This window comes from Pseudomonas lopnurensis (genome assembly GCF_015070855.1).
Lineage (GTDB): Bacteria > Pseudomonadota > Gammaproteobacteria > Pseudomonadales > Pseudomonadaceae > Stutzerimonas > Stutzerimonas lopnurensis.
Genome location: NZ_JADDIX010000055.1, coordinates 25,759 through 47,059 on the forward strand (window position 1 = coordinate 25,759; position 21,301 = coordinate 47,059).

Below are 21,301 nucleotides of genomic sequence, written 5' to 3' on the forward strand. Positions count from 1 at the left end.
AGCCGTCGCGCGCCAGGGCGATGGCCGGTGCCAGCGTAGTTTTCAGCGGCAGGCGTCCGCGCTTCTCGGCGAGCTCGACCAGCGCCGCCGGCGTGCCGGGGATTGCCGCGGCGAGCGGGCCGTCGAGGGTCAGCTGGCGCTGGAATTCACCGTCGCGCAGGTACATCTCCGGCGTGGCGGCGCGCGGCGCGCGTTCGCGGGCATCGAGGAACAGGTGGCGGGCCGGCTCGCCCGCGTCGCGCAGGAGGAAGAAGCCGCCGCCGCCGAGGCCCGAGCCGTAGGGCTCGACCACGGCCAGGGCGGCGCTGACTGCGACGCTGGCGTCGAAGGCGTTGCCGCCGGCCTGGAGGATCTGCCGGCCGACCTCGCTGGCCAGCGGGTGGGCGGTGGCGACGGCGCCGTTCTCGAGGGGGCGGGCCTGGGCCGTGCAGACCAGCAGGAGCAGGAGCGCGAGAGAGGCCTGGAGGCCCGTCTGCAGGCGTGAGGTGCGGCGGGTCCGTCGCCGGTGAATCATCAGGCCTTGCCGGTGATGATCAGGTATTTCTGCATCAGTTCATCCTTGCTCTCGACGTTGTTTTCGTCGAGCGGGATGCAGTCGACCGGACATACCTGCTGGCACTGCGGCTCGTCATAGTGGCCGACGCATTCGGTGCAGAGGTTGGGATCGATGACGTAGATTTCCTCGCCTTGGGAAATGGCGCTGTTCGGGCACTCGGGCTCGCACACATCGCAGTTGATGCAGTCATCGGTGATTATCAGGGACATCCAGCGAACTCCAGCCGTGGCACGAGCCACGGCATAGCTAACATAACGACCGGCCAATTGTGCCGCATCGGCAGCGCGCGTGCACCTCGCTGCCGAGCAACGGCGCGCCTCAGGCCTGGCCGAAGCGCTCCTTCAGCGCTTGCATCACCGCTGGATGAACGAATTTGGAGACATCCCCTCCGAGCGAGGCGATTTCGCGCACCAACGTCGAGGAAATGTAGGAATACTTTTCCGACGGGGTGAGGAACAGGCTCTCCACTTCGGGTGCCAGCTGGCGGTTCATGTTGGCCAGCTGGAATTCGTATTCGAAATCGGAAACCGCGCGCAATCCACGCAGCAGGACATTGGCGTTCTGCTCCTTGACGAAGTGCGCCAGCAGGGTGGAAAAGCCCATGACCTCGACGTTCGGCAGGTGCTTGGTGACTTCGCGGGCCAGTTCCACGCGTTGCTCCAGGGGGAACAGCGGGTTCTTCTTCGGATTGGCCGCCACGGCGATGATGATGTGATCGAACAGGCGCGAGGCGCGTTCGACCAGGTCGGCGTGGCCCATGGTGATGGGATCGAAGGTTCCCGGATACAACACTCGATTCATCGCGGCGTCCTGACGCATGCGTGGGGTGTGGATGGTAGCGGCTCGGTGTCGGCAGCGTAAAGCCTGAATGGCCGTGCGGCGATCTGCCTGGATACATAGCCGATCTCAGGCCTTCTGCGGGCGAACGCTCGACTGACTGGTGAGTTCTACGCGATGGCGCGCGGCGATGGTGCATTCAGCCCTCGTACAGCCACTGCGGAATGCGCCGCTCCAGGTAGTAGCCTGGCCTGCTCGGCGGGCCCTCGATAAAGCCGACGTGGCCGCCCCGGGCATGCAGCTCGAGGGTGGTGGAGGGCGACAGTTCGGCGGCTTCCGGCACGCTATGGCGGAACACGAAGGGATCGTCGGCGGCCTGGATCAGCAGGGTCGGGATCGCGATGTCGGGGAGGAAATAGCGGCTCGAGGCGCGCCGATAGTAGTCCTGGGCGTCGCTGAAACCGTGCAGCGGCGCGGTGACGCGGCCGTCGAAGTCCCAGAAGGTGCGCATGCCCTGCAGCGGGCCGAGGCGGTGCAGGGCGCCGAGGTGCTCGGCAAGGCCTTCGCGCTGGAAGCGCTGCTGCTTGTCCTTCACGTAGGCGACCATGGCCTTCATGAAGTGCGCCTGGTAGATCCGCGAAAAGCCCAGGCTGATGCGGTCGGCGCACTGATCCAGGCGGAACGGTACGGATACCGCCACCGCCTTGCGCAATGGGCAGCCGGCCGCGGTTTCGCCCAGGTACTTGAGCAGCACGTTGCCGCCCAGCGAATAGCCCACGGCATGCAGCGGCGCCAGCGGGCGGCTGGCCTGCAGATGGGCGATCACCTCGGCGAGGTCGTCGCTGGCGCCGGAGTGGTAGGCGCGCGGCAGCAGGTTCGGTTCGCCCGAGCAGCCGCGCCAGTTGATCGCCACGCTGGCCCAGCCGCGCGCGGCCAGTTGCTGCTGCAGGCCGAGCACGTAGAGCGAGCTGGACGACCCGGTGAGGCCGTGCAGCACCAGTACCAGCGGCACCGTTGCGTCGTGCGGGCCATGCCAGTCGAGGTCGATGAAGTCGCCATCGGCCAGCCACAGCCGCTCGCGCCGACGCGCGAGCCGTGGCGCCGCACGGAAGAACGGGTTCCACAGGGTCTGCAGATGAGGGCCCGGCAGCCACCAGGCGGGTTGGAACGACGCTGTCATGGCATGGGGGCGACTGGCCGTGACGGGAGTGGCGTCAACATACGGCAACGGGAGGCAAGCTGCCACGTCGAACCATTCGCGGACGAACCCTCTCCCGTAAGGAAGAGGGAAGACGCTGGCCCGGCGGGCATCGGGCGGACGGTTTTCAATGTGCCAGCGTTTCCGCCTCACGGCCCAGCGAGTAGTAGGGCAGAGCCCCATCCGGCAAGGCTATTTCGCCACGTTCGAGACGTTCCAGCTGATAGCGGAAGCTTTGCATCGTTTGCGCCAGCAGGTGGTCGCCGGAAACCAGCCCTTCCTTGTCTGTGCTGCCTGGTTTCCTGAAGCTGTCGAGCGGGCTGACCACGGTTTCAAAGTCGACGGTGAAGAACAGCGGGAAGGCGTAGCGCTCTTCCTTGACCTTTCTGACGCGATGGCTGGTAGCCACGTAATAGCCGCTGGTCCACAGCTCGAGCAGGTCGCCGATATTCAGGACCAGCGCATCAGGGTTATAGGGTACCGGGATCCATTTCCCGTCGGTACTGAACACTTCCAGGCCGGGCGCCGTGGGTTTCAGAAGCGTGAAGCATTCGTAGTCGGTGTGCTCGCCGATGCCAGGGCGATCGACTGCCGCTTCGTTGGTGGGGTAGTGCAGCAGGCGCAACTGGGAGGGTGGTGTGGTCACATGGCGCAGGAACAACTCCGGGTCCTGATCGAGGCCGACCGCGAAGGCTCTGAATATCTCGCGGCCCAGCCCGAATACCGCGTCGTAATAGTCCAGTACGGCTTCCCTGAAACCGTCCAGCTCCGGCCATTGGTTCGGTCCGATCAGCGGTGTTCCGGCCAGCACGGCCGGGTGTTCAACTGACAGGTCCATGGACAGGTCGAAGGCTTCCTTGGTGTCCGGCTGGCCAGAGGCCATGATTTCTTCGCCGAACGGAACATATCCACGGTGATTGCTGGATTTGCCAATGTAGACCTTCATTTTTTCTTCTGCGGGCAGTGCGAAGAAGCGCTTCGTCACTTCCAGAAGACGTGCCTGTTTTTCACCCAGACCGTGGCCGGTCAATTGGGCGAAGCCTACGTGGTGTGCCGCGTCTGCGAGCTGCCGGACGGTTTTCAGGTAGTCCGGGCCGGTATGGCCCGCAAGCAGCGGGCCGATGTCCAGAGTCGGGATCTCTTTGAAAGATGTTGTGCTCATTGCAGGCTCCGGTGCTGGTGCGTTGCTCTAGAGTTCGCCGTCCGCCGCCAGGCGGGCGTAGGTATCGTCGAAACGCAGTTTGATGTTGTTGTGGTCCCCGCGGATTGCGCCGGCCGGGTAGGCGAGACCGATCGTCTCGGAGGACTGTGCGCCGCTGCCGAACAGCCCGTTCTCGAAGGAAAAGTCGGCGATGCTGGCCATGGTGTCCTGCAACCGGCGGTCGGCCATCAGCGCGACGACTTCGCCGGGATCGTCGTACAGATGGGTGGCCTGCAGCTGGGCTTCATAGCCGGCACGGTCGGTTCCTGCTGCCAGGCCCATGATTTCGCGGGCCTTGCGGCCTTCTTCGTCATCCTTTTGCATGACGGCGAGGGTTTCGAACCAGGCGCCGACCAGCGCCTTGCCGAGGGCTGGGTGTCGTTCCAGGGTCTTGCTGTTGACGACAATGCTGTCGGTCAGCTCGCTGGGCATCTTCCGTGAGTCGAACACGTTGACCGCGTCCTTGCTCTCGAGGATTTTGCTGGCCATCGGGTTCCAGGTCACCATGGCGCTGACGGAGGGCTGGGCGAACAGGGCTGCCATGTCGGCATCCGAGGTGTTGACCAGGGTGACGTCACGCTCGCTCATGCCGACGCTTTGCAGGGCCCGGGCCAGGAAATAGTGGGATATGGAGTACTCGATCAGGTTGACCTTCTCGCCGCGCAGGTCCTCCAGGCTCTTGCCATTCTTCACGATGATCACGTCGTTGCCGTTGGAATAGTCGGCGATGGCCAGTACGGTGGAATCCGTGCCGGCGGCAGCGGGGATGGTCAGGGCATCCATCGTCGCCATCATGCAGGCATCGAAATCGCCGGTGGTGTACTGGTTGATGGCCTCGACATAATCATTGACCTGTACGGCCTCGATTTCGATGCCATACTTCTTCGCCCATTTTTCCAGGATTCCGGAACCTTGCGCATACTCCCAAGGCATGTAGGCGGGGTAGAGGGTCCAGGCGATGCGGAATTGTTCGGCAGCCTGGGCGCTGACGGCCGACAGCCCCAGCATGAGGATGGCGACATGACGGGCGATGCGGGACAGGTTCATTGACAGGCACCTTTCTGGGAGACGGCAAGTGGGCGGAACGTGCTGGTGTACGTCTGGAAATGCGCTCGTTCGGTATCCCCGATCCAGCGATTGATCTGCCAGAGGTCGGCTATCGGCTGGTCGGTGAACGGCAGGGTGTGCAGGTAGCCGTCCGGACCGAACTCCGGGGTCAGGGTGCTGGTGCCGTAGCCGCGCAGATGCTGCGAGTGCCAGACGGCTTCCCAGAACCGCTGGTGGAAGGCCAGGCAACCGGCGTATTCGGGCGCTGCGGGGTGCGGTACCTGAGGCCCTTGCGGGTAGCCCACCCGGCCGTGTACGTGGTGTACTTGTGCGGCGACGGCCAGCAGGGTCTGCCAGTCCGAATCGTCGTCGAGCAGCCGCTCGGCGACCACGATCCAGTGGCTGATGTCGGCGGTGAGGCGCAGATCCGGCAGACGTTCGATCAATGCCTCGGTCAGCCAGGGGTTGAACGTCGAGCGGCTGCGATGCGTCTCGAAGCTCAGCACGACATCGTGGCGGGCGCCTAGCTCCTGGGCGGCGGCGAAAAAGTCGTACTGGACCTGCAATGGCCAGGCGTCGCAGCCGGCCATGACATTGATCAGGCGGGGGCGCAGGGGCCGCGCGATGCGGATCTTGCTTTCCAGATCGCTCAGGTGTACCGCAGGCGTGGCCTTGCGATCCGGCACATAAGACCCGCCGGTGCAGATCTCCGCGATGTAATCGAGGTGGTGCTCTTCCAGGACGGCAGCCAATCCGTCACGCGTTTCGGGGGCGGCGGGTGCCGGGCCTTCGATGCCATCGAAGCCGGCCTCTACCGCTTCCCGGGCCGCTTGCCGGGGGGGGCCGGAAAATCCCCAAAGGGTCTTGAATACCTTGAACTGCATTTTCTTCTCCACATCGAGCTGGCGAAGGAGAAGAGCAAGCCGTATGCCAGATAGTGGAGTTTTTTGCTAAGGTGTTAATTTACATGTATTTTTGCAGGAAAAGGCCAGGGGATGACGACGATGGAGATGCTCCCGCTGCTTTGATAGAGTGCTATTGCATGCATATTTGCACCATAGTGAGCCGCCACCGGAAGGTATCGACACCATGACTCGAGATAACCTCGGCCGTCGCCAAGCCATCGCCCAGGCACTGATTGCGATGGATGAGAGCTGGATTTCCCTGTTCGACGATATCGGCCTCCGGGACCTGAGTTACAGCGACCTGCTGACGCACATGTGGCTGCGTCGCGACCAGGCCTTGCATAAGACGGATCTGTACGCCTTCATGCCAAGTATCAGCAGGCGTACCGCCGTCAAGTACGTGCAACAGATGATCGATCAGGGGTTGCTGAAGGAAACCGGCTCGCGTGAGGACAAGCGCGTTCGGCAGGTGTGCCTTGGCGAACAGCTGATCGAGCGGCTGGAACGGTTCTATGATGAAACCGGCCGACATTTCTCCGACTGAGCGGAGCGCCCGGCCAGCTGCAGTAGATTACCCGGCCGGTATCCGCTCCCAGAGTGCGTAATGCACCTTGCCGGCCTTCTTTTCGCGGTGCAGCCGCCAGTTCCCCGGCAGGCCGAGGCTGGAGGGCACCGCTTCGCTCTCGGTATAGACCCAGGCGTGCTCGGCCAGCCAGCCCTTGCCTTCCAGCAGCTCGCATGCCGGTTGCAGCAGGTTCTTGTTGAACGGCGGATCGAGAAAGACCAGGTCGAAGGTCGCCGGCGACTGGGTTTCCAAGTAGCGCAGCGCGTCGCTCTGCAGCAGTTGCCCGTGGCCGCAGTTCAGCGTGTCCAGGTGTTTGCGCAGGCTGGCGATGGCATTGGCGTTGACGTCCAGCGCCAGGGCCATGCTGGCGCCACGCGACAGCGCTTCCAGGTAGAGCGCGCCGCTGCCGGTGAACGGATCGAACACGCGAGCGCCGGAGAGGTAGGGCGCCAGCCAGTTGAACAGGGTTTCGCGGACCCGGTCCGGGGTCGGGCGCAGGCCCTCGGCATCGGGGAAGCCGAAGCGGCGCGAGCGCCATTCGCCACCGATGATGCGCAACTGGCCCTGGCCGCCGTGGGCGCTGGGGCGAATGGGTGGATTGGCCATCAATGCTCCGGAACCGCGCTGGGCTGTTCGACTGGTTTCTCGGTGGGCGGCGGCAGCGGCTGCTGCTCGACGCTGGGGCCGGCGGTGACGATGACGAAGCCGTCGCTCTGCAGATGCTTGTTCATCGCTGCCTTCACCTGTTCGACCGTCAGCGCCTGGACTTCGCTCATGAAGTCCTCCAGGTAGCTCAGCGGCAGGTCGTAGAAGCCGATGCTGCCGAGCTGGCCGACGATGTCGGCGTTGCTCGCCGTGGACAGCGGGAAACTGCCGGCGATCTCGCGCTTGCTGCGCTCCAGTTCGGCCTCGGTCGGGCCGTCGGCGAGGTAGTCGCGCACCAGTTGCTGGACCAGCTCCAGGGCTCCGTCGGTGAGTTCGGCGCGGGTCTGCATGCTGATCATGAACGGGCCGTTGGCGCGCATCGGGCTGAAGCCTGAATAGATGCCGTAGGTCAGGCCGCGTTTCTCGCGCACCTCTTCCATCAACCGGGTGCCGAAGCCGCCGCCGCCGAGGATCTGGTTGCCCAGGTAGAGCGCCGCGTAGTCCGGGTCGCCACGCGGGATGCCGAGCTGGGCCAGCATCAGGTGGCTCTGGTTGGAGGGGAAGTCGATATGGTGCGTGCCGGCCACGGGCGCTGCGGGGGCGGGCGTCGGCGGCAACGCGGGGCCCTGCGGCAGGGCGGCGGAGACCTGCGCGGCCAGCGCCTCGGCCTCTTCGCGGGAGAGGTCGCCGACCAGAGCGATCACCGCATTGCCGGCCGCGTAGGCGCGGGCATGAAAGGCGCGCAGCTGCTCGACGCCGATCGCCGGGATCGACGCCGGCGTGCCTTCGCTGGGGTGGGCATAGGGGTGCTCGCCGTAGAGCTGGGCGAACAGCTCCAGGCTGGCCAGCTTGCCGGGATTCTGCTTCTGGAATTCGAAGCCGGCCAGCAGCTGGTTCTTGATCCGCTGCAGCGAGTCCTCGGGGAATGTCGGCTGGCCGATCACCTGGCTGAACAGCGCCAGCGCCGGCTCGCGCTTGTCGGGGGCGCTCAGGCTGCGCAGGCTGGCTACCGCCATGTCGCGGTAGGAGCCGTTGCCGAAGTCCGCGCCGAGGCCTTCGAAACCGCGGGCGATGGCGCTGACATCCTTGCCTTCGACGCCCTCGTTGAGCATGGCGTTGGTCAGCAGTGCCAGCCCGGGTACGTCGCCGTCCTGGCTGCTGCCGGCGGCGAAGGTCAGGCGCAGGTCGAACATCGGTAGTTCACGCGCCTCGACGAACAGCACCTTGGCGCCTTCGGCGGTCTGCCAGCTCTGGATGTCCAGGGTGCGGCGCGCCAGCGGCTGGTCGCCCAGCTTGGCCAGCGACTCCAGGCGCGGCTTATGCTCGGCAGCGTTCGGCACGGCAGGCTGGGTCGCCTCGCGGGCGACATCCTGCTCGACCGGTTGGCCCGGCTGTGGCAGCGCACTGGAGCCTTCGTCGCACCCCGCCAGGCCGAAGCTGGCCGCCAGCAACAGGCCGAACAGGCCATGGCGCAGGGCTTTGGATTCACTCATCACGGGCTTCCTCGGGCAGAACATGGGCGACGCTCAGGCGCGTGCGGGAAAAATAGCTGCGGGCGGCCTGCTGGATGTCCTCGGGGGTGACCGCCTCCAGGGCGCTCAGCTCCTCGTCCATCAGGCGCCAGGACAGGCCAACGGTTTCCAGCTTGCCGATGGTGGTGGCCTGCTGGGTGATGGAGTCGCGCTCGTAGACCAGCCCGGCGATGACCTGCGCACGCACGCGCTCGAGTTCGTCTGCCGAAGGCGGGTTCTGCTTGAGCGCGTTCAGCTCCTGCCACAGGCCGGCTTCGACTTCTTCCAGCGTGCGGCCCTTCTGCAGGTTCGGCGCGGCGCTGAGGACGAACAGGCTGTCGCCGCGGGCGTAGGCGTCGTACCAGGCCGAGGCGCTGGTCACCAGTTCCTCGCCTCGCTCCAGGCGCTCCGGCAGGCGGGCGCTGTAGCCGCCGTCGAGCAGGGCGGAGATCAGCCGCAGCGCGTGCACCTGGCGGGCGTTCTCCTCGGTGGCCAGGCTCGGTACGTTGAAAGCCATGAGCAGGGTCGGCAACTGGGTCTTGACGTGCAGCCTGAGCCGCCGCTCGCCCGGCTCGGCCAGCTCCAGCGGGCGCTTGGCGGTCGGCACGGTGCGCTGCTCGATCGGCCCGAAGTAACGCTCGGCGAGATCGCGCACCTCGTCCAGCGAGACGTCGCCGACCACCACCAGGGTGGCGTTGCCGGGCGTGTACCAGCGTTCGTACCAGGCGCGCAGTTCGTCGGCCTGCATGCGTTCGAGGTCGGCCATCCAGCCGATGGTCGGGTTGCGGTAGCCGCTGGCCGGGTAGGCGATGGTCTTGAAGCGTTCGTAGGCGAGCGAACTGGGCTTGTCGTCGGTGCGCAGGCGACGTTCTTCCTTGATCACCTCGATCTCGCGCGCGAATTCCTCGGGCGGCAGCCTGAGGCTGGCCAGGCGATCGGCTTCCAGCTCGAAGGCCACCGCCAGGCGGTCACGCGCCAGTACCTGGTAATAGGCGGTGTAGTCATCGCTGGTGAAGGCGTTTTCCTCCGCGCCCAGTTCGCGCAGGATGCGCGAGGCCTCGCCGGCGTCGAGCTTGCGGCTGCCCTTGAACATCATGTGTTCGAGGGCATGGGACAGCCCGGTCTGGCCGGCGGTCTCGTAGCTGGAGCCGACCTTGTACCAGAGCTGGGACACCACCACGGGGGCGCGATGATCCTCGCGAACGATGACCTTCAGGCCGTTGTCGAGGAAGAACTCGTGGGTCGGCTGGTTGTCTGCTGCTGCCAGCAGGGGCAGATAGAAGGCTCCGAGCAGCAGGGCGGCGGCGCGGCGTAACATCAGGGGCATAGTCGGGACTCGTCCAGGTGGGTATCCGCCACGGCAGACTGGCAGGGCGGCGACACGGCAGCCATGGTACTGGCGTGCGCGGATCAGGCAAAGCCGGGATATCCGCAGTGAGCGCCGGCCCTGATGCAGGAAACCGTGCTTAGCGCACCCGCTTTGCGAGGTGCTAGGATAGGGCCCGTTTGGCCGACGGCGTGGCCGCCGGCGTTTCGCACCTTTGAGAATACCTTCTCCATGTTTGGTTCCAACGACGACAAGAAGACGCCGGCCGAGCCCGGCGAGAAGAAAGGCCTGTTCGGCTGGCTGCGCAAGAAGCCGCAGCCCCCGGTGGCCGAGCAACCTGCCGCCGAGCCGCAGGAAGACGGCTTGCCGCGCGCCGAGCAGCCCGAGATCGAGGCTGAGCAGCCGGCGATCATTGCGCCCGAGGTGTTGCCAGAGCCGCCCGTCGCCGCCGAAATCCTGCCAGAGCCAGAGCCAGAGCCAGAGCCAGAGCCAGAGCCAGAGCCAGAGCCGGAAATCGCGCCGCCCCCGGCGCCCGTCGTAGCGGCCGCGCCTGCCGAAGCGCCCGCCAAGCTGGGTTTCTTCGCCCGCCTCAAGCAGGGGCTGTCGAAGACCAGTTCGAGCATCGGCGAAGGCATGGCCAGCCTGTTTCTCGGCAAGAAGGCCATCGATGACGACCTGCTCGACGAGCTGGAAACCCGTTTGCTGACCGCCGACGTCGGTGTCGAGGCGACCACGGCGATCATGCAGAACCTCACCCGGCGTGTCTCGCGCAAGGAGCTGGCCGACAGCGGCGCGCTCTACACGGCGCTGCAGGAAGAGCTCACCGGTCTGCTCGAGCCGGTCGAGCAGCCGCTGGTGGTCGACGGCGACAAGCGCCCGTACGTGATCCTGGTGGTCGGTGTGAACGGCGTCGGCAAGACCACGACCATCGGCAAGCTGGCCAAGAAGCTGCAGCTCGACGGCAAGAAGGTCATGCTCGCCGCCGGCGATACCTTCCGTGCCGCGGCGGTCGAGCAATTGCAGGTGTGGGGCGAGCGCAACGGCATTGCGGTGATCGCCCAGCACACCGGTGCCGATTCCGCCTCGGTGATCTTCGATGCGGTGCAGGCGGCCAAGGCGCGCGGCATCGACGTGCTGATCGCCGATACCGCCGGCCGCCTGCACACCAAGGACAACCTGATGGAAGAGCTGAAGAAAGTCCGTCGGGTGATGGGCAAGCTGGACGAGACGGCGCCGCACGAAGTGCTGCTGGTGCTCGACGCCGGCACCGGGCAGAACGCCATCAACCAGACCCGCCAGTTCAACCAGGCGGTCGAACTGACCGGCCTGGCGCTGACCAAGCTCGACGGCACCGCCAAGGGTGGGGTGATCTTCGCCCTGGCCAAGCAGTTCGGCACGCCGATCCGCTACATCGGCGTCGGCGAGGGTATCGACGATCTGCGCACCTTCGAGGCCGATGCCTTCGTCAAAGCGTTGTTCGCCCAACGGGACGGCGCATGATTCGCTTCGAACAGGTCGGCAAGCGCTACCCCAATGGCCACATCGGGTTGCACGAGCTTTCCTTCCAGGTACGCCGCGGCGAGTTCCTCTTCGTCACCGGCCATTCCGGCGCCGGCAAGAGCACCCTGCTGCGCCTGCTGCTGGCGATGGAGCGCCCCACCAGCGGCAAGCTGCTGCTGGCCGGGCAGGACCTGTCGCGCATCACCAATGCGCAGATTCCCTTCCTGCGCCGGCAGATCGGCGTGGTGTTCCAGAACCACCAGTTGCTGTTCGACCGCACGGTGTTCGACAACGTCGCCCTGCCGCTGCAGATTCTCGGCCTGAACAAGCGCGAGATCGGCCAGCGGGTGATGACCGCGCTGGAGCGCGTCAGCCTCAAGGACAAGGCGCTGCAGTACCCGGCGGACCTGTCCACCGGCCAGCAGCAGCGCGTCGGCATCGCCCGCGCCGTGGTGCACCGACCGGCACTGCTGCTGGCCGACGAGCCCACCGGTAATCTCGATCCGCGTCTGGCCGCCGAGATCATGGGTGTTTTCGAAGACATCAATCGCCTGGGCACCACCGTGCTGATCGCCAGCCACGACCTGGCGCTGATCGCGCGCATGCGTCACCGCATGCTGACCCTGCAGCGTGGCCGCCTGATCGGCGATGGGGAGGCCGGCTGATGAGTGCCGAACGCAAACCCAAAACGAACCCACGCACCGCCGAACGCGTCGGCGGTTCGGTGAAAAAGCCCGAGCGGCACAACGGCGACGAGCCGGAATTCAAGGCGCTGTTCCACGCCTGGCTGGAAAGCCATCGCGCCAGCCTGGTCGACAGCGTCAGCCGTCTGTTCAAGCAGCCGATCGGCAGTTTCTTCACCTGCCTGGTGATGGCCGTCGCGCTGAGCCTGCCGATGGGCCTCGCCCTGCTGCTGGACAACGTCGAGCGGCTCGGTGGTTCCTGGCAGCGCGCCGCGCAGATCTCGCTGTTCATGCAACTGGAGGTGGACGCCGAGGCGGGGACGAAGCTGCGCGATGAAGTCGCCGCCATGCCGGACGTGGCCGAGGCGCAGTGGGTCGGCCGCGAGCAGGCGCTGGAGGAGTTCCAGCAGCTCTCCGGGCTCGGCGAGGCGCTCAAGGAATTGCCGGAAAACCCGCTGCCCGGGGTGATCCTGGTGACCCCCGAGGAAGTCGACAAGGACAAGCTGGAGGCGCTGCGCCAGCGACTGGCCGACCTGCCGGGCGTGCAGCAGGCGCAGCTGGACCTGCTCTGGGTCGAGCGGTTGACTGCGATCCTCACGCTGGGCGATCGTTTCGTCTTCGGCCTGACCCTGTTGCTGGTGGCCACGCTGCTGCTGGTGATCGGCAACACCATCCGCCTGCACATCGAGAATCGCCGCACCGAGATCGAGGTGGTCAAGCTGGTGGGCGGCACCGACGGCTACGTGCGTCGTCCATTCCTGTACATGGGCGCGCTCTACGGTCTCGGCGCCGGACTGATCGCCTGGCTGTTGCTGGCCTACGGGCTGGGTTGGCTGAACGAGGCCGTGGTGCGTCTGGCCGGCCTCTACGGCAGCGATTTCGGGCTGCAAGGCGTTCCGGCGGGCGATGGCCTGTCATTGGTGGTCGGGGCCGTGCTGCTCGGCTATATCGGTGCCTGGCTGGCGGTCGCGAGGCATCTGAGTGAACTGGCGCCAAGGTAAAAAAGCTTTAAAAACAACCGGTTGTTCGTTGCGTAAGGGAACTTTTCCACTGGCTTGCAGTCTGATGCGGCAATGCTAAACTGCTGCAGCTTCATCATCGGAGGAACTGCATGACTACTACTCTGCAACCTGTTCAAGCCCTGGTCCCGGGAGCCAATCTCGAGGCCTACGTGCAGACCGTGAACAGCCTCCCGCTGCTCACCGTCGAGCAGGAGCGCGAGCTGGCCGAGCGTCTCTTCTATCATCAGGATCTCGAGGCCGCCCGGCAGATGGTGCTGGCGCACCTGCGTTTCGTCGTTCACATCGCCCGCAGCTACTCCGGCTACGGGCTGGCCCAGGCCGACCTGATCCAGGAAGGCAACGTCGGTCTGATGAAGGCGGTCAAGCGCTTCAACCCCGAGATGGGCGTGCGCCTGGTGTCCTTCGCGGTGCACTGGATTCGCGCCGAGATCCACGAGTTCATCCTGCGCAACTGGCGCATCGTCAAGGTCGCGACCACCAAAGCGCAGCGCAAGCTGTTCTTCAACCTGCGCAGCCAGAAGAAGCGTCTGGCCTGGCTGAACAACGACGAAGTGAGCGCCGTGGCCGACAGCCTGGGCGTCGAGCCGCACGAAGTGCGCGAGATGGAAAGCCGCCTGACCGGCCACGACATGGCCTTCGACCCGGCGACCGATGCCGACGACGACAGTGCCTACCAGTCGCCGGCGCACTACCTGGAAGATCATCGTTACGATCCGGCTCGCCAGCTCGAAGACGCCGACTGGAGCGACAGTTCCAGCTCCAGCCTGCATGAAGCGCTCGAGAGGCTGGACGAGCGCAGCCGCGACATCCTGCAGCAGCGCTGGCTGAGCGAGGACAAGGCGACCCTGCATGACCTGGCGGCCAAGTACAACGTCTCGGCCGAACGGATTCGCCAGCTGGAAAAGAATGCGATGAACAAGCTCAAGGGTTCGATGCAGGCCTGAGGCCCGTAGCCGAACGGCGAATCGCGGGATGGCTGGCGCCTCCCCGCGATTTTTTTTGCGCTGCAAGCCGGGTGCGACGTTGGGCTGGCCGGTTGTGCCGCAAGCATCGCCTGGTGTGGGGTGGGCTGAAGCCCGCACGATTTCCTGTAGGAGCGAGCCTTGCTCGCGATGCTCCTGCGTGGCCGGTGTTCGCGGGCATGGCCCGCTCCTACGGGGACGCACGATCGGTCCCGTGCGTCGCTTCAGATCCTGCTCCGGGCACGCTCCAGCGCCTTGTCGAGTGCCGCCAGCAACTGCGCATTGGTGATCGGCTTGTGCAGCCAGACGACCCGCTCCGGGAACAGCGCCTCGTCGAATTGATGGGCGGCGGAAATGACGATGATCGGCAGGCCTTGCATCGTCGGCTTGTCGCGTAATTCCTCGATCAACTGGACGCCGCTGCCGTCGGGTAGATGCAGATCCAGCGTCATCGCCTCGTAGCGCCCGCTGGCAAGCTTTTCTCGCGCCTGGTGCAGGCTTTGCACGCGCTCCGCGGCGTAGCCGCCTTCGCGCAGCATCAGGTGCAGCAGGCGACCGGTGTCCGGCTCGTCCTCCACCACCAGGATGCGCGGCAGCCCCTCGCGGCTCTCCGTCTCGCTGGAGGGCGTCTGGATCGGCAATTCGCACCAGAAGGTGGTGCCCCGGCCTTCTTCGCAGTCGAAGCCGACGGTACCGCCCATGCGTTCGATCAGTTCCTTGGTGATCGCCAGGCCGAGTCCGGTGCCGGATTTCTGCCGGCTGTCGGAGGCATCGGCCTGGGCGAATTTTTCGAATACGCGCGCGCGGAAGGCCTCCGGGATGCCCGGCCCCTGATCCGTGACGCTGATGCGCACCCGCGAACCGCGCAGACTGCTGTGTACCCTGATCTCTCCGCCTTCGGGGGTGAACTTGATGGCGTTGGAGAGGAAATTGCCCAACACCTGCTGCAGGCGCAAGCCGTCGACCCAGACCAGCGCATCCGTCGAATGCTTCAGCGTGCAGCGCACGCCGTGCTGTTCGCAGAGCGCCTGATTGTTCGCCAAGGCCTCTTCGAGCAGGCGGCCGAGGGGGTGTTCGCGCAGCTCGAAGGTCATCTTGCCGGCGGCGATCTTTTCCATGTCCAGCAGGTCGTTGATCAGGTGGCCCAGGCGCAGGCTGTTGCGATAGGCGATCTCGAGCATCTGCTGCATGGTCGGCGGCGTCTCGCCGAGTGCGCCGCCGACGATCAGCCCGAGTGCGCCGCTGATGGACGTCAGTGGTGTGCGCAGTTCGTGGCTGACGGTGGAGACGAAGTCGTTCTTCATCTGCTCGACGCGCTTGCGCTCGGTCAAGTCCATGAGGGTGCCGCTGATGCGCTGGGCCATGCTCTGGGCATCGCGCTGGATGTAGCCGCGGACCAGCACCGGGACGACGTGGCCCTCCTTGTGCCGCAGGCGCAGTTCGGTGGTGAAGCGATCGACTTTGGCGAGCATGGTCTGCGCCAATCGGGCCTTCTGTTGGGCGAGGTCTTCCTCGAGCATTACCCGCTCCCATAGCCTGAGATCGGACTGCAGCTCGTTCGGCCGGTAGCCGAGCATGTCCCAGGCGCGTGGCGAGGCATACATGGTGCCGGCTTCCAGGTCCAGGTCCCAGAGACCGTCGTTGCTGCCCTTGAGCGCCAGCGACAAGCGTTCTTCGCTCTGGCGCAGGTCATGCTTGCTCTTGTGGATATGCCGGGTCATTTCCTCGGCCAGCGCCTTGGCACGGCTGTGGCGCAGCGCGAGCGACGAGGTGAGGAAGAACAGCAGCAGGCTCAGGCCCAGCCCGAGGCCGATCACCAGCGTTTCGTTGGCGTGAAAGCGCGCCTCGAACGCCGGCAGGCTGTCCAGGCGCAGGGTCCAGGTCTGGCCGTAGAGATCCAGCCGCTGCACCTGGCTGTACTGCGCGGTCCCGGCTTCGGGTATTTCCTCGGTGGAATGGATCAGGTGCTGCGGCTGCTCACCGGGGCTGGCATAGATGCGCAGGGCCAGTGGCAGATTGGCCGCCTGAAGGATGCCGCGCATCAGGTCGTCGACCCGGTAGGGGCTGTAGACGAAGCCGAGCAGCGCCTGCATGCGCTGTTCCGGCGTGGTCAGAGGCAACCCGGGTTCATACACCGGCACGTAGAGCAGGATGCCGGCCTGTACCTCGCCATGGGTCTCCTGCATCAGCCTGACCTTGGCGGTGATGCTGGTTTCGCCCAGCCGCGCGGCGCGGCGCATCGCCTCGTGGCGGGTGGGTTCGGCGTACATGTCGTAGCCGAAGGCGGCCAGGTTGCGGTCGGCGAAGGGCTCGAGGTAGATGATCGAGGTATAGAGTTCACGCTGGCCGGGCGGGCGGATGTCGTAGTCGGGAAAGCCTTCGGCGCGGATCCCGGCGACGTGCGCGGGGCGCTCCTCGGGACGAATGGCCCGGGCGAACCCGACGCCCTGGATGCCGGGGTAGCGATCCGGCAGCCGCAGGCGCTCGACGTAGATGCGCCACTGCTCGCGGTCGACGTGCCCGGCGGCATCGAACAGGCCGGCACCGCCCAGCAGTATCTGTTCATGATCGACCAGGCGCTTGCGAATCGCTTCGGTGACTTTCTCGCGCAGCATGTCGAACTGTTGTTCGGCGGCGCGGTTTTCATAGGCGCGCAGGTTCTGCAGGACGACCAGCTGTACCAGCAGCGTGAACACCAGTACCACCCAGGCGATACCGTTTCGCCAGGTGAAGTACTGTCGTAGGCCCTGTTCCGGGCGGTGGTCCATCGCTGGGTCGCTCATCATCTTCGCTGCAGTATGCGGTGAAACCGGTTTGCTATCTGCCGAGGCGAGCGTTGCCGTTGGAGCGAACGCCTACTGGCAGGCCGAGGCCAGTATGCCGCAATGCGCGCCACCTCAGGCCCTTGCCGGGTCAGTCTGCGACTGGGCGCACTGTGGCAGGCTCGCTAGCTTACTTGTCGTGATGGCATTTTGATATATGAGTTTGTCAGCTCCGCGTCGCGTGGCAGTTCTGGCCATAATCAAGTTCAGCCGCTTGCCAGTCGATTTCGGCCGCCGGTTGCGGGCGGGCAAAGCCGTAGCCCTGGCCGAAGTCGCAGTCGTGGGCCAGGAGGAAGGCCGCCTGGTCGACTGCCTCGATACCTTCCGCGACCACTTGCAGGCCCAGGTTGTGGGCGAGGCTGATGACCGAGCGAGTGATGGCCGCATCCTCGCGGTCCTCCGGCAACCCTCTGACGAAGCCCTGGTCGATCTTCAGCTTGTGCACGTTCATCCGCTTGAGGCGCTGCAGTGACGAATAGCCGGTGCCGAAGTCGTCGATGGCCAGGCGCACGCCGAGCGCACGTAGCCGCTGCAGCAACTCCAGCGCGGCATCGGGGTCTTGCATCACCGCGCTTTCGGTAATCTCCAGTTCCAGGTGGCGGGCGTCCAGGCCGCAGTCGGCCAGAGTCGTGGCGACCTGCAGGTCGAGTTCGCCCAGCCCGAACAGCCGGCTGGAAATGTTCACCGCGACGAATCCCAGCGACCGGCCCTGCGCCAGCCAGTCGCGTGCCTGGTTGCAGGCCTGCGCGAGTACCCAGCGGTCGATGGCGCTGATCAGCCCGCTCTCTTCGGCGATGGGAATGAAGGCCGCCGGGGAGATCAGGCCCTTCTCCGGATGCTGCCAGCGTACCAGGGCCTCGAAGCCGGCGATCTCGCCCCGGCGCAGATCGTAGATCGGCTGGTAGTGCAGGCGCAGTTGTCCCTGTTCCAGCGCCTGGCGTAACGCGGTAGCCAGCTCGACCCGCTGGCGAGCCTGGCTGGTCAACTCCTCGGAATAGAACGCGTAGGTCGAACGGCCGCTGTTCTTGGCCTTGAACAGCGCCGAGTCGGCGTTGCGCATCAATTGTTCGACGTTCTGTATGTCGTTCGGGTAGGGGTACAGCACGATGCCGATGCTGGCGCTGCTGAACAACTGCTGGCCATCGATCTGGAACGGCTCGTTCAGCCTGTCGAGGATACACAGGGCCAGGGCGGTAGCTTTCTCGGCGCCATGACCTTCGCAGAGCAGGGCGAACTCGTCGCCGCCCAGGCGGCCGAGGGTCATGTCGTCTTTCAGGTATTCATTGAGGCGCGCGGTGACGGCCTGCAGCAGGGCGTCGCCGAGGCTGTGTCCGAGGCTTTCGTTGATGTCCTTGAAGTGATCGAGGTCGATCAGCAGCAGTGCGCCGCTGTGTCTTTGCGAACGGGCGCGCTCGAGCGCCTGCTTGGCGCGTTCGGTGAACAGCAGGCGATTGGGCAAATTGACCAACGGATCGTAATGGGCGAGCAGGTCCACCTCTTCGCGCGAGCGCTTGAGTGCCGAGAGGTCGGAAAAGACCGCCACGTAATGGCTGAGCTGGCCCTTGTCATCATGGATGCTGCGCAGGTTCTGCCACACCGGATAGATCTCGCCGCTCTTGCGGCGGTTCCAGATCTCGCCGCTCCAGGCGCCTTCGCTGCCCAGCGCCTGCCACATCCGCTGATAGAAGGCGGCGTCGTGCTTGCCGGAGGCGAACAGCCGTGGCGTCTGCCCGAGCACTTCTTCGGCGCTGTAGCCGGTGATACGGCTGAAGGCCGGGTTGACATGCACGATGTGCTGCTGCGGATCGGTCACCAGCACGCCTTCCTGGGTCGTGGCGAAGACCGCCGCGGCTTGCCGCAGGCTGGCTTCCTGCTGGCTCTGGGTATTCTGCTGCTCGGCCAGGCGGAGAAAAAGCCGGCGGCTGATCAGGTACAGCAGAATACTGGTGACCGCCACGAAGAACGCGCCTTTGCCGATATCCCAGGCCCGGCTGCTGTCGGCGGTCAGGTGCTCCAGCAGTACGTCGCCGAGCAGGACCCAAAGCATCGAAAGGACGAAATAGCCCAGGCTCAGCCGAAGGAGGTGCGTATTCATTTCTCTTCAAATCCGATCGAGGTGCTGCATGAAGAAACCCGCCTGCGCCAGGGCGCGCGGAGGTCGGTTGCGGCAGGCCGGCGATGTCTCACTAGACGCCGGGCCGGGAGTGGGTGTCACCGCCGCTCATCGCATTCAGAGCCAGGCGGGCCACCCGTTCGGGTGGTTCGGCGCGAGTCGCTGCAGATAGTGACTGCCGCCGAGCTGGCGCATCTGCTGGCGAATCCAGGCGGCACGGTTGTTCACATAGCCGCTCGGCTGGCCGGCGCTCCATTGCCGCGGGTTCGGCAGCACCGCGGCCAGCAGGCTGGCCTGGCGTGTCGACAGATAGGGGGCGGCCGTGCCGAAGTGATGCCGCGCCGCCGCCTCCGCACCGAAGATGCCCTCGCCCCATTCGACGCTGTTGAGGTAGACCTCGAGAATGCGCTGCTTCGGCCAGAACAGTTCGATCAAGGCGGTGAACCAGGCTTCCAGCCCCTTGCGCGGCCAGCTGCGGCCGGACCAGAGAAACAGGTTCTTGGCCACCTGCTGGCTCAGCGTGCTGGCCCCGCGCAGCGAACCACCGCTTTCGTTGTGGCTCAGTGCCGCGCGGATCGCGGCGATGTCGAAGCCCCAATGCTCGGCGAACTTCTGGTCCTCGGCGGCGATCACCGCCATCTTCAGATCGTCCGGCAGTTCGCGCCAGGGGCGCCAGTCACGCGTCAGGTCGATGGCCTGGCCGCTGCGCCAGGACTCGAGCTTGCGTTCGACCATCAGTGCGGTGAAGGGGGGCGGCACCCAGCGCAACAGCAACACCAGCAGCGCCGAGAGGGTGAGCAGCCAGAGCAGCAGTTTGGACAGGCGGCGCAGCAGGGGTCGGAGCATGTCGCAGATGGCCGTGGGCGAAAAGAGCGGGCATTATAGCGACCGCATTTGGCCATCGAACGGAAAAGGGAATGATTCGTCCTTATCTCGTGCTTGCCGCCCTGTTCGGCTTGAGCGGCGTCGCCCTCGGCGCATTCGCCGCCCACGGGCTGAAGAGTCGACTGAGCGCCGACTACCTGGCGATTTTCCAGACCGGCGTGCATTACCAATTGATCCATGCGCTGGCGCTGTTCGGTGTCGCGCTGCTGGCGCTGCACCTGCCGAGCCGCCTGCTGACATGGGCGGGTGGGCTGTTCATCCTGGGCATCGCACTGTTTTCCGGCAGTCTCTACCTGTTGACGCTGACCGGTGTCGGCAAGCTCGGCATCATCACGCCGCTGGGGGGCACGGCTTTCCTCGCCGGCTGGCTGTGCCTGGCGCTGGCCGGCTGGCGCGCGCGCCGCTGAGCGGGACGAACGGCCGCGGCCTTCGCCTTGGTGCAGGGGGTGGTTCGGGCTAGAATGCCGACCCCTTTCGCAATGGCGGCGGAACAGTATGCAGATTCAGTTGAATGGTGAACCTTACGAGCTGCCCGCCGGCCAGACGGTGGCCGAGCTGCTCGTGCGTCTGGAGCTGAGCGGGCGCCGGCTGGCGGTCGAGCTCAACCGCGATATCGTGCCGCGCAGCGCGCATGCATCGACCGCGCTTAGGGACGGCGACCAGGTCGAGGTGGTGCACGCCATCGGCGGCGGCTAGCCCGCCCGCGTCGGCATCCCTTACCCGAAGCGTCNGCGGTGCGGCGGGCGTTGTGCTGTACCACGTCTGAACGAGGATTTCCCATGCGCCCAGTTCCGAACGACAAACCCTTCACCCTGGCCGGTCGCACCTATCAATCGCGGCTGCTGGTGGGAACCGGCAAATACAAGGATCTTGAGGAGACGCGCGCGGCCATCGAGGCCTCCGGGGCGGAGATCGTCACCGTCGCGGTGCGTCGCACCAACATCGGCCAGAATCCCGGCGAGCCGAACCTGCTCGACGTGATCAGCCCCGAGCGCTACACCATCCTGCCGAACACCGCCGGCTGCTTCACCGCCGAGGATGCGGTGCGCACCTGCCGCCTGGCCCGCGAACTGCTCGACGGCCACAAGCTGGTCAAACTGGAGGTGCTGGCCGATCAGAAGACCCTGTTCCCCAACGTCATCGAGACCCTCAAGGCCGCCGAAGTGCTGATCAAGGACGGCTTCGACGTGATGGTCTACACCAGCGACGATCCGATCATCGCCCGCCAACTGGCCGAGATGGGCTGCATCGCGGTGATGCCGCTGGCCGGTCTGATCGGCACCGGGCTGGGCATCTGCAACCCCTACAACCTGCGCATCATCCTCGAGGAAGCGAGCGTGCCGGTGCTGGTGGATGCCGGGGTCGGCACCGCCTCGGACGCCACCATCGCCATGGAACTGGGCTGCGAGGCGGTGCTGATGAATAGCGCCATCGCCCATGCGCAGAATCCGCTGCTGATGGCCGAGGCGATGAAATACGCCATCGAGGCCGGGCGCCTGGCCTATCTCGCCGGGCGCATGCCGAAGAAGCTCTACGCCAGCGCCTCGTCGCCGCTGGACGGATTGATTCGCTGAAACGATTC

Annotated in this window: 21 protein-coding genes; 8 read left to right on the forward strand and 13 right to left on the reverse strand. The window is 65.5% G+C overall.

The genetic code is table 11. From position 1 onward, the window contains the following. From IN820_RS22620 to IN820_RS10595, 7 genes are all read right to left on the reverse strand, one after another. Positions 1–514, reverse strand: a 514-nt coding sequence (locus IN820_RS22620) for a gamma-glutamyltransferase (RefSeq protein ID WP_235989130.1), incomplete at its 3' end; no start/stop codon positions are given. Further along, positions 514–765 (reverse strand): YfhL family 4Fe-4S dicluster ferredoxin, encoded by a 252-nt coding sequence (locus IN820_RS10570; RefSeq protein WP_193680939.1) that lies wholly within the window; start codon positions 763–765, stop codon positions 514–516. The genes IN820_RS22620 and IN820_RS10570, both read right to left, overlap by 1 nt. Positions 766–874: 109 nt before the next feature. After that, positions 875–1,357, reverse strand: a complete 483-nt coding sequence (gene coaD / locus IN820_RS10575; RefSeq protein ID WP_193680940.1) for a pantetheine-phosphate adenylyltransferase — start codon at positions 1,355–1,357, stop codon at positions 875–877. A gap of 175 nt (positions 1,358–1,532) precedes the next feature. Then, the gene (locus IN820_RS10580) at positions 1,533–2,513 is read right to left on the reverse strand and encodes a hydrolase (protein ID WP_193680941.1); all 981 of its coding nucleotides are present in this window, start codon (positions 2,511–2,513) and stop codon (positions 1,533–1,535) included. 145 nt (positions 2,514–2,658) lie between these two features. Further along, a complete protein-coding gene (locus tag IN820_RS10585) occupies positions 2,659–3,693 on the reverse strand; it encodes an isopenicillin N synthase family dioxygenase (protein ID WP_193680942.1) in 1,035 nt (344 codons plus the stop codon). A gap of 27 nt (positions 3,694–3,720) precedes the next feature. Further along, positions 3,721–4,779: a putative urea ABC transporter substrate-binding protein gene (locus IN820_RS10590; RefSeq protein WP_193680943.1), complete on the reverse strand. Its 1,059-nt coding sequence runs from the start codon at positions 4,777–4,779 to the stop codon at positions 3,721–3,723. Further along, positions 4,776–5,663 (reverse strand): sugar phosphate isomerase/epimerase family protein, encoded by an 888-nt coding sequence (locus IN820_RS10595; RefSeq protein ID WP_193680944.1) that lies wholly within the window; start codon positions 5,661–5,663, stop codon positions 4,776–4,778. Before IN820_RS10595 ends, IN820_RS10590 begins: the two co-directional genes overlap by 4 nt. A gap of 205 nt (positions 5,664–5,868) precedes the next feature. Here IN820_RS10595 and IN820_RS10600 point away from each other — a divergent pair, with 205 nt between their 5' ends. Next, the gene (locus IN820_RS10600; RefSeq protein ID WP_193680945.1) at positions 5,869–6,228 is read left to right on the forward strand and encodes a MarR family transcriptional regulator; all 360 of its coding nucleotides are present in this window, start codon (positions 5,869–5,871) and stop codon (positions 6,226–6,228) included. A gap of 27 nt (positions 6,229–6,255) precedes the next feature. Here IN820_RS10600 and rsmD read toward each other — a convergent pair whose 3' ends face one another. Genes rsmD through IN820_RS10615 form a run of 3 tightly spaced genes read right to left on the reverse strand, consistent with a single transcriptional unit; the run spans position 6,256 to position 9,732 of the window. After that, entirely contained in the window at positions 6,256–6,855 is a 600-nt protein-coding gene (gene rsmD / locus IN820_RS10605; protein ID WP_193680946.1) for a 16S rRNA (guanine(966)-N(2))-methyltransferase RsmD, read from the reverse strand. After that, positions 6,855–8,387 carry a M16 family metallopeptidase gene (locus tag IN820_RS10610; protein WP_193680947.1) on the reverse strand — a complete coding sequence of 511 codons (1,533 nt, stop codon included), beginning with the start codon at positions 8,385–8,387 and terminating at the stop codon, positions 6,855–6,857. Before IN820_RS10610 ends, rsmD begins: the two co-directional genes overlap by 1 nt. After that, the gene (locus IN820_RS10615) at positions 8,380–9,732 is read right to left on the reverse strand and encodes a M16 family metallopeptidase (RefSeq protein ID WP_193680948.1); all 1,353 of its coding nucleotides are present in this window, start codon (positions 9,730–9,732) and stop codon (positions 8,380–8,382) included. The genes IN820_RS10610 and IN820_RS10615 overlap by 8 nt, the downstream gene beginning before the upstream one ends. A gap of 231 nt (positions 9,733–9,963) precedes the next feature. Here IN820_RS10615 and ftsY point away from each other — a divergent pair, with 231 nt between their 5' ends. The 4 genes from ftsY to rpoH all read left to right on the forward strand — a co-directional run bounded on the left by ftsY (position 9,964) and on the right by rpoH (position 13,881). Then, positions 9,964–11,232, forward strand: a complete 1,269-nt coding sequence (ftsY, locus tag IN820_RS10620; RefSeq protein WP_193680949.1) for a signal recognition particle-docking protein FtsY — start codon at positions 9,964–9,966, stop codon at positions 11,230–11,232. Beyond that, the gene (gene ftsE, locus IN820_RS10625; protein ID WP_193680950.1) at positions 11,229–11,897 is read left to right on the forward strand and encodes a cell division ATP-binding protein FtsE; all 669 of its coding nucleotides are present in this window, start codon (positions 11,229–11,231) and stop codon (positions 11,895–11,897) included. The genes ftsY and ftsE overlap by 4 nt, the downstream gene beginning before the upstream one ends. Further along, positions 11,897–12,916 (forward strand): permease-like cell division protein FtsX, encoded by a 1,020-nt coding sequence (ftsX, locus tag IN820_RS10630; RefSeq protein ID WP_193680951.1) that lies wholly within the window; start codon positions 11,897–11,899, stop codon positions 12,914–12,916. The genes ftsE and ftsX overlap by 1 nt, the downstream gene beginning before the upstream one ends. A 110-nt stretch (positions 12,917–13,026) precedes the next feature. Continuing rightward, on the forward strand, positions 13,027–13,881 hold the full coding sequence (gene rpoH, locus IN820_RS10635; RefSeq protein WP_193680952.1) for an RNA polymerase sigma factor RpoH: 855 nt from the start codon (positions 13,027–13,029) through the stop codon (positions 13,879–13,881). Between the two features lie 242 nt (positions 13,882–14,123). Here the strand turns inward: rpoH and IN820_RS10640 are convergent, their stop codons facing one another. From IN820_RS10640 to mtgA, 3 genes are all read right to left on the reverse strand, one after another. After that, positions 14,124–16,682: a hybrid sensor histidine kinase/response regulator gene (locus IN820_RS10640; protein ID WP_193680953.1), complete on the reverse strand. Its 2,559-nt coding sequence runs from the start codon at positions 16,680–16,682 to the stop codon at positions 14,124–14,126. Between the two features lie 205 nt (positions 16,683–16,887). Then, complete coding sequence (gene dibA / locus IN820_RS10645) at positions 16,888–18,816, reverse strand: phosphodiesterase DibA (protein ID WP_193680954.1); 1,929 nt, start codon at positions 18,814–18,816, stop codon at positions 16,888–16,890. 135 nt (positions 18,817–18,951) lie between these two features. Next, positions 18,952–19,680 (reverse strand): monofunctional biosynthetic peptidoglycan transglycosylase, encoded by a 729-nt coding sequence (mtgA, locus tag IN820_RS10650; RefSeq protein ID WP_193680955.1) that lies wholly within the window; start codon positions 19,678–19,680, stop codon positions 18,952–18,954. Between the two features lie 71 nt (positions 19,681–19,751). Between mtgA and IN820_RS10655 the strand changes: the two genes are divergently transcribed. The 3 genes from IN820_RS10655 (at position 19,752) to IN820_RS10665 (ending at position 21,293) form a co-directional block, all read left to right on the forward strand. Beyond that, positions 19,752–20,126: a DUF423 domain-containing protein gene (locus IN820_RS10655; protein WP_193680956.1), complete on the forward strand. Its 375-nt coding sequence runs from the start codon at positions 19,752–19,754 to the stop codon at positions 20,124–20,126. 88 nt (positions 20,127–20,214) lie between these two features. Next, complete coding sequence (gene thiS, locus IN820_RS10660; protein WP_193680957.1) at positions 20,215–20,415, forward strand: sulfur carrier protein ThiS; 201 nt, start codon at positions 20,215–20,217, stop codon at positions 20,413–20,415. An 83-nt stretch (positions 20,416–20,498) separates the two neighbouring features. Further along, positions 20,499–21,293 carry a thiazole synthase gene (locus tag IN820_RS10665; RefSeq protein WP_193680958.1) on the forward strand — a complete coding sequence of 265 codons (795 nt, stop codon included), beginning with the start codon at positions 20,499–20,501 and terminating at the stop codon, positions 21,291–21,293. The last annotated feature ends 8 nt before the right edge of the window (positions 21,294–21,301 follow it).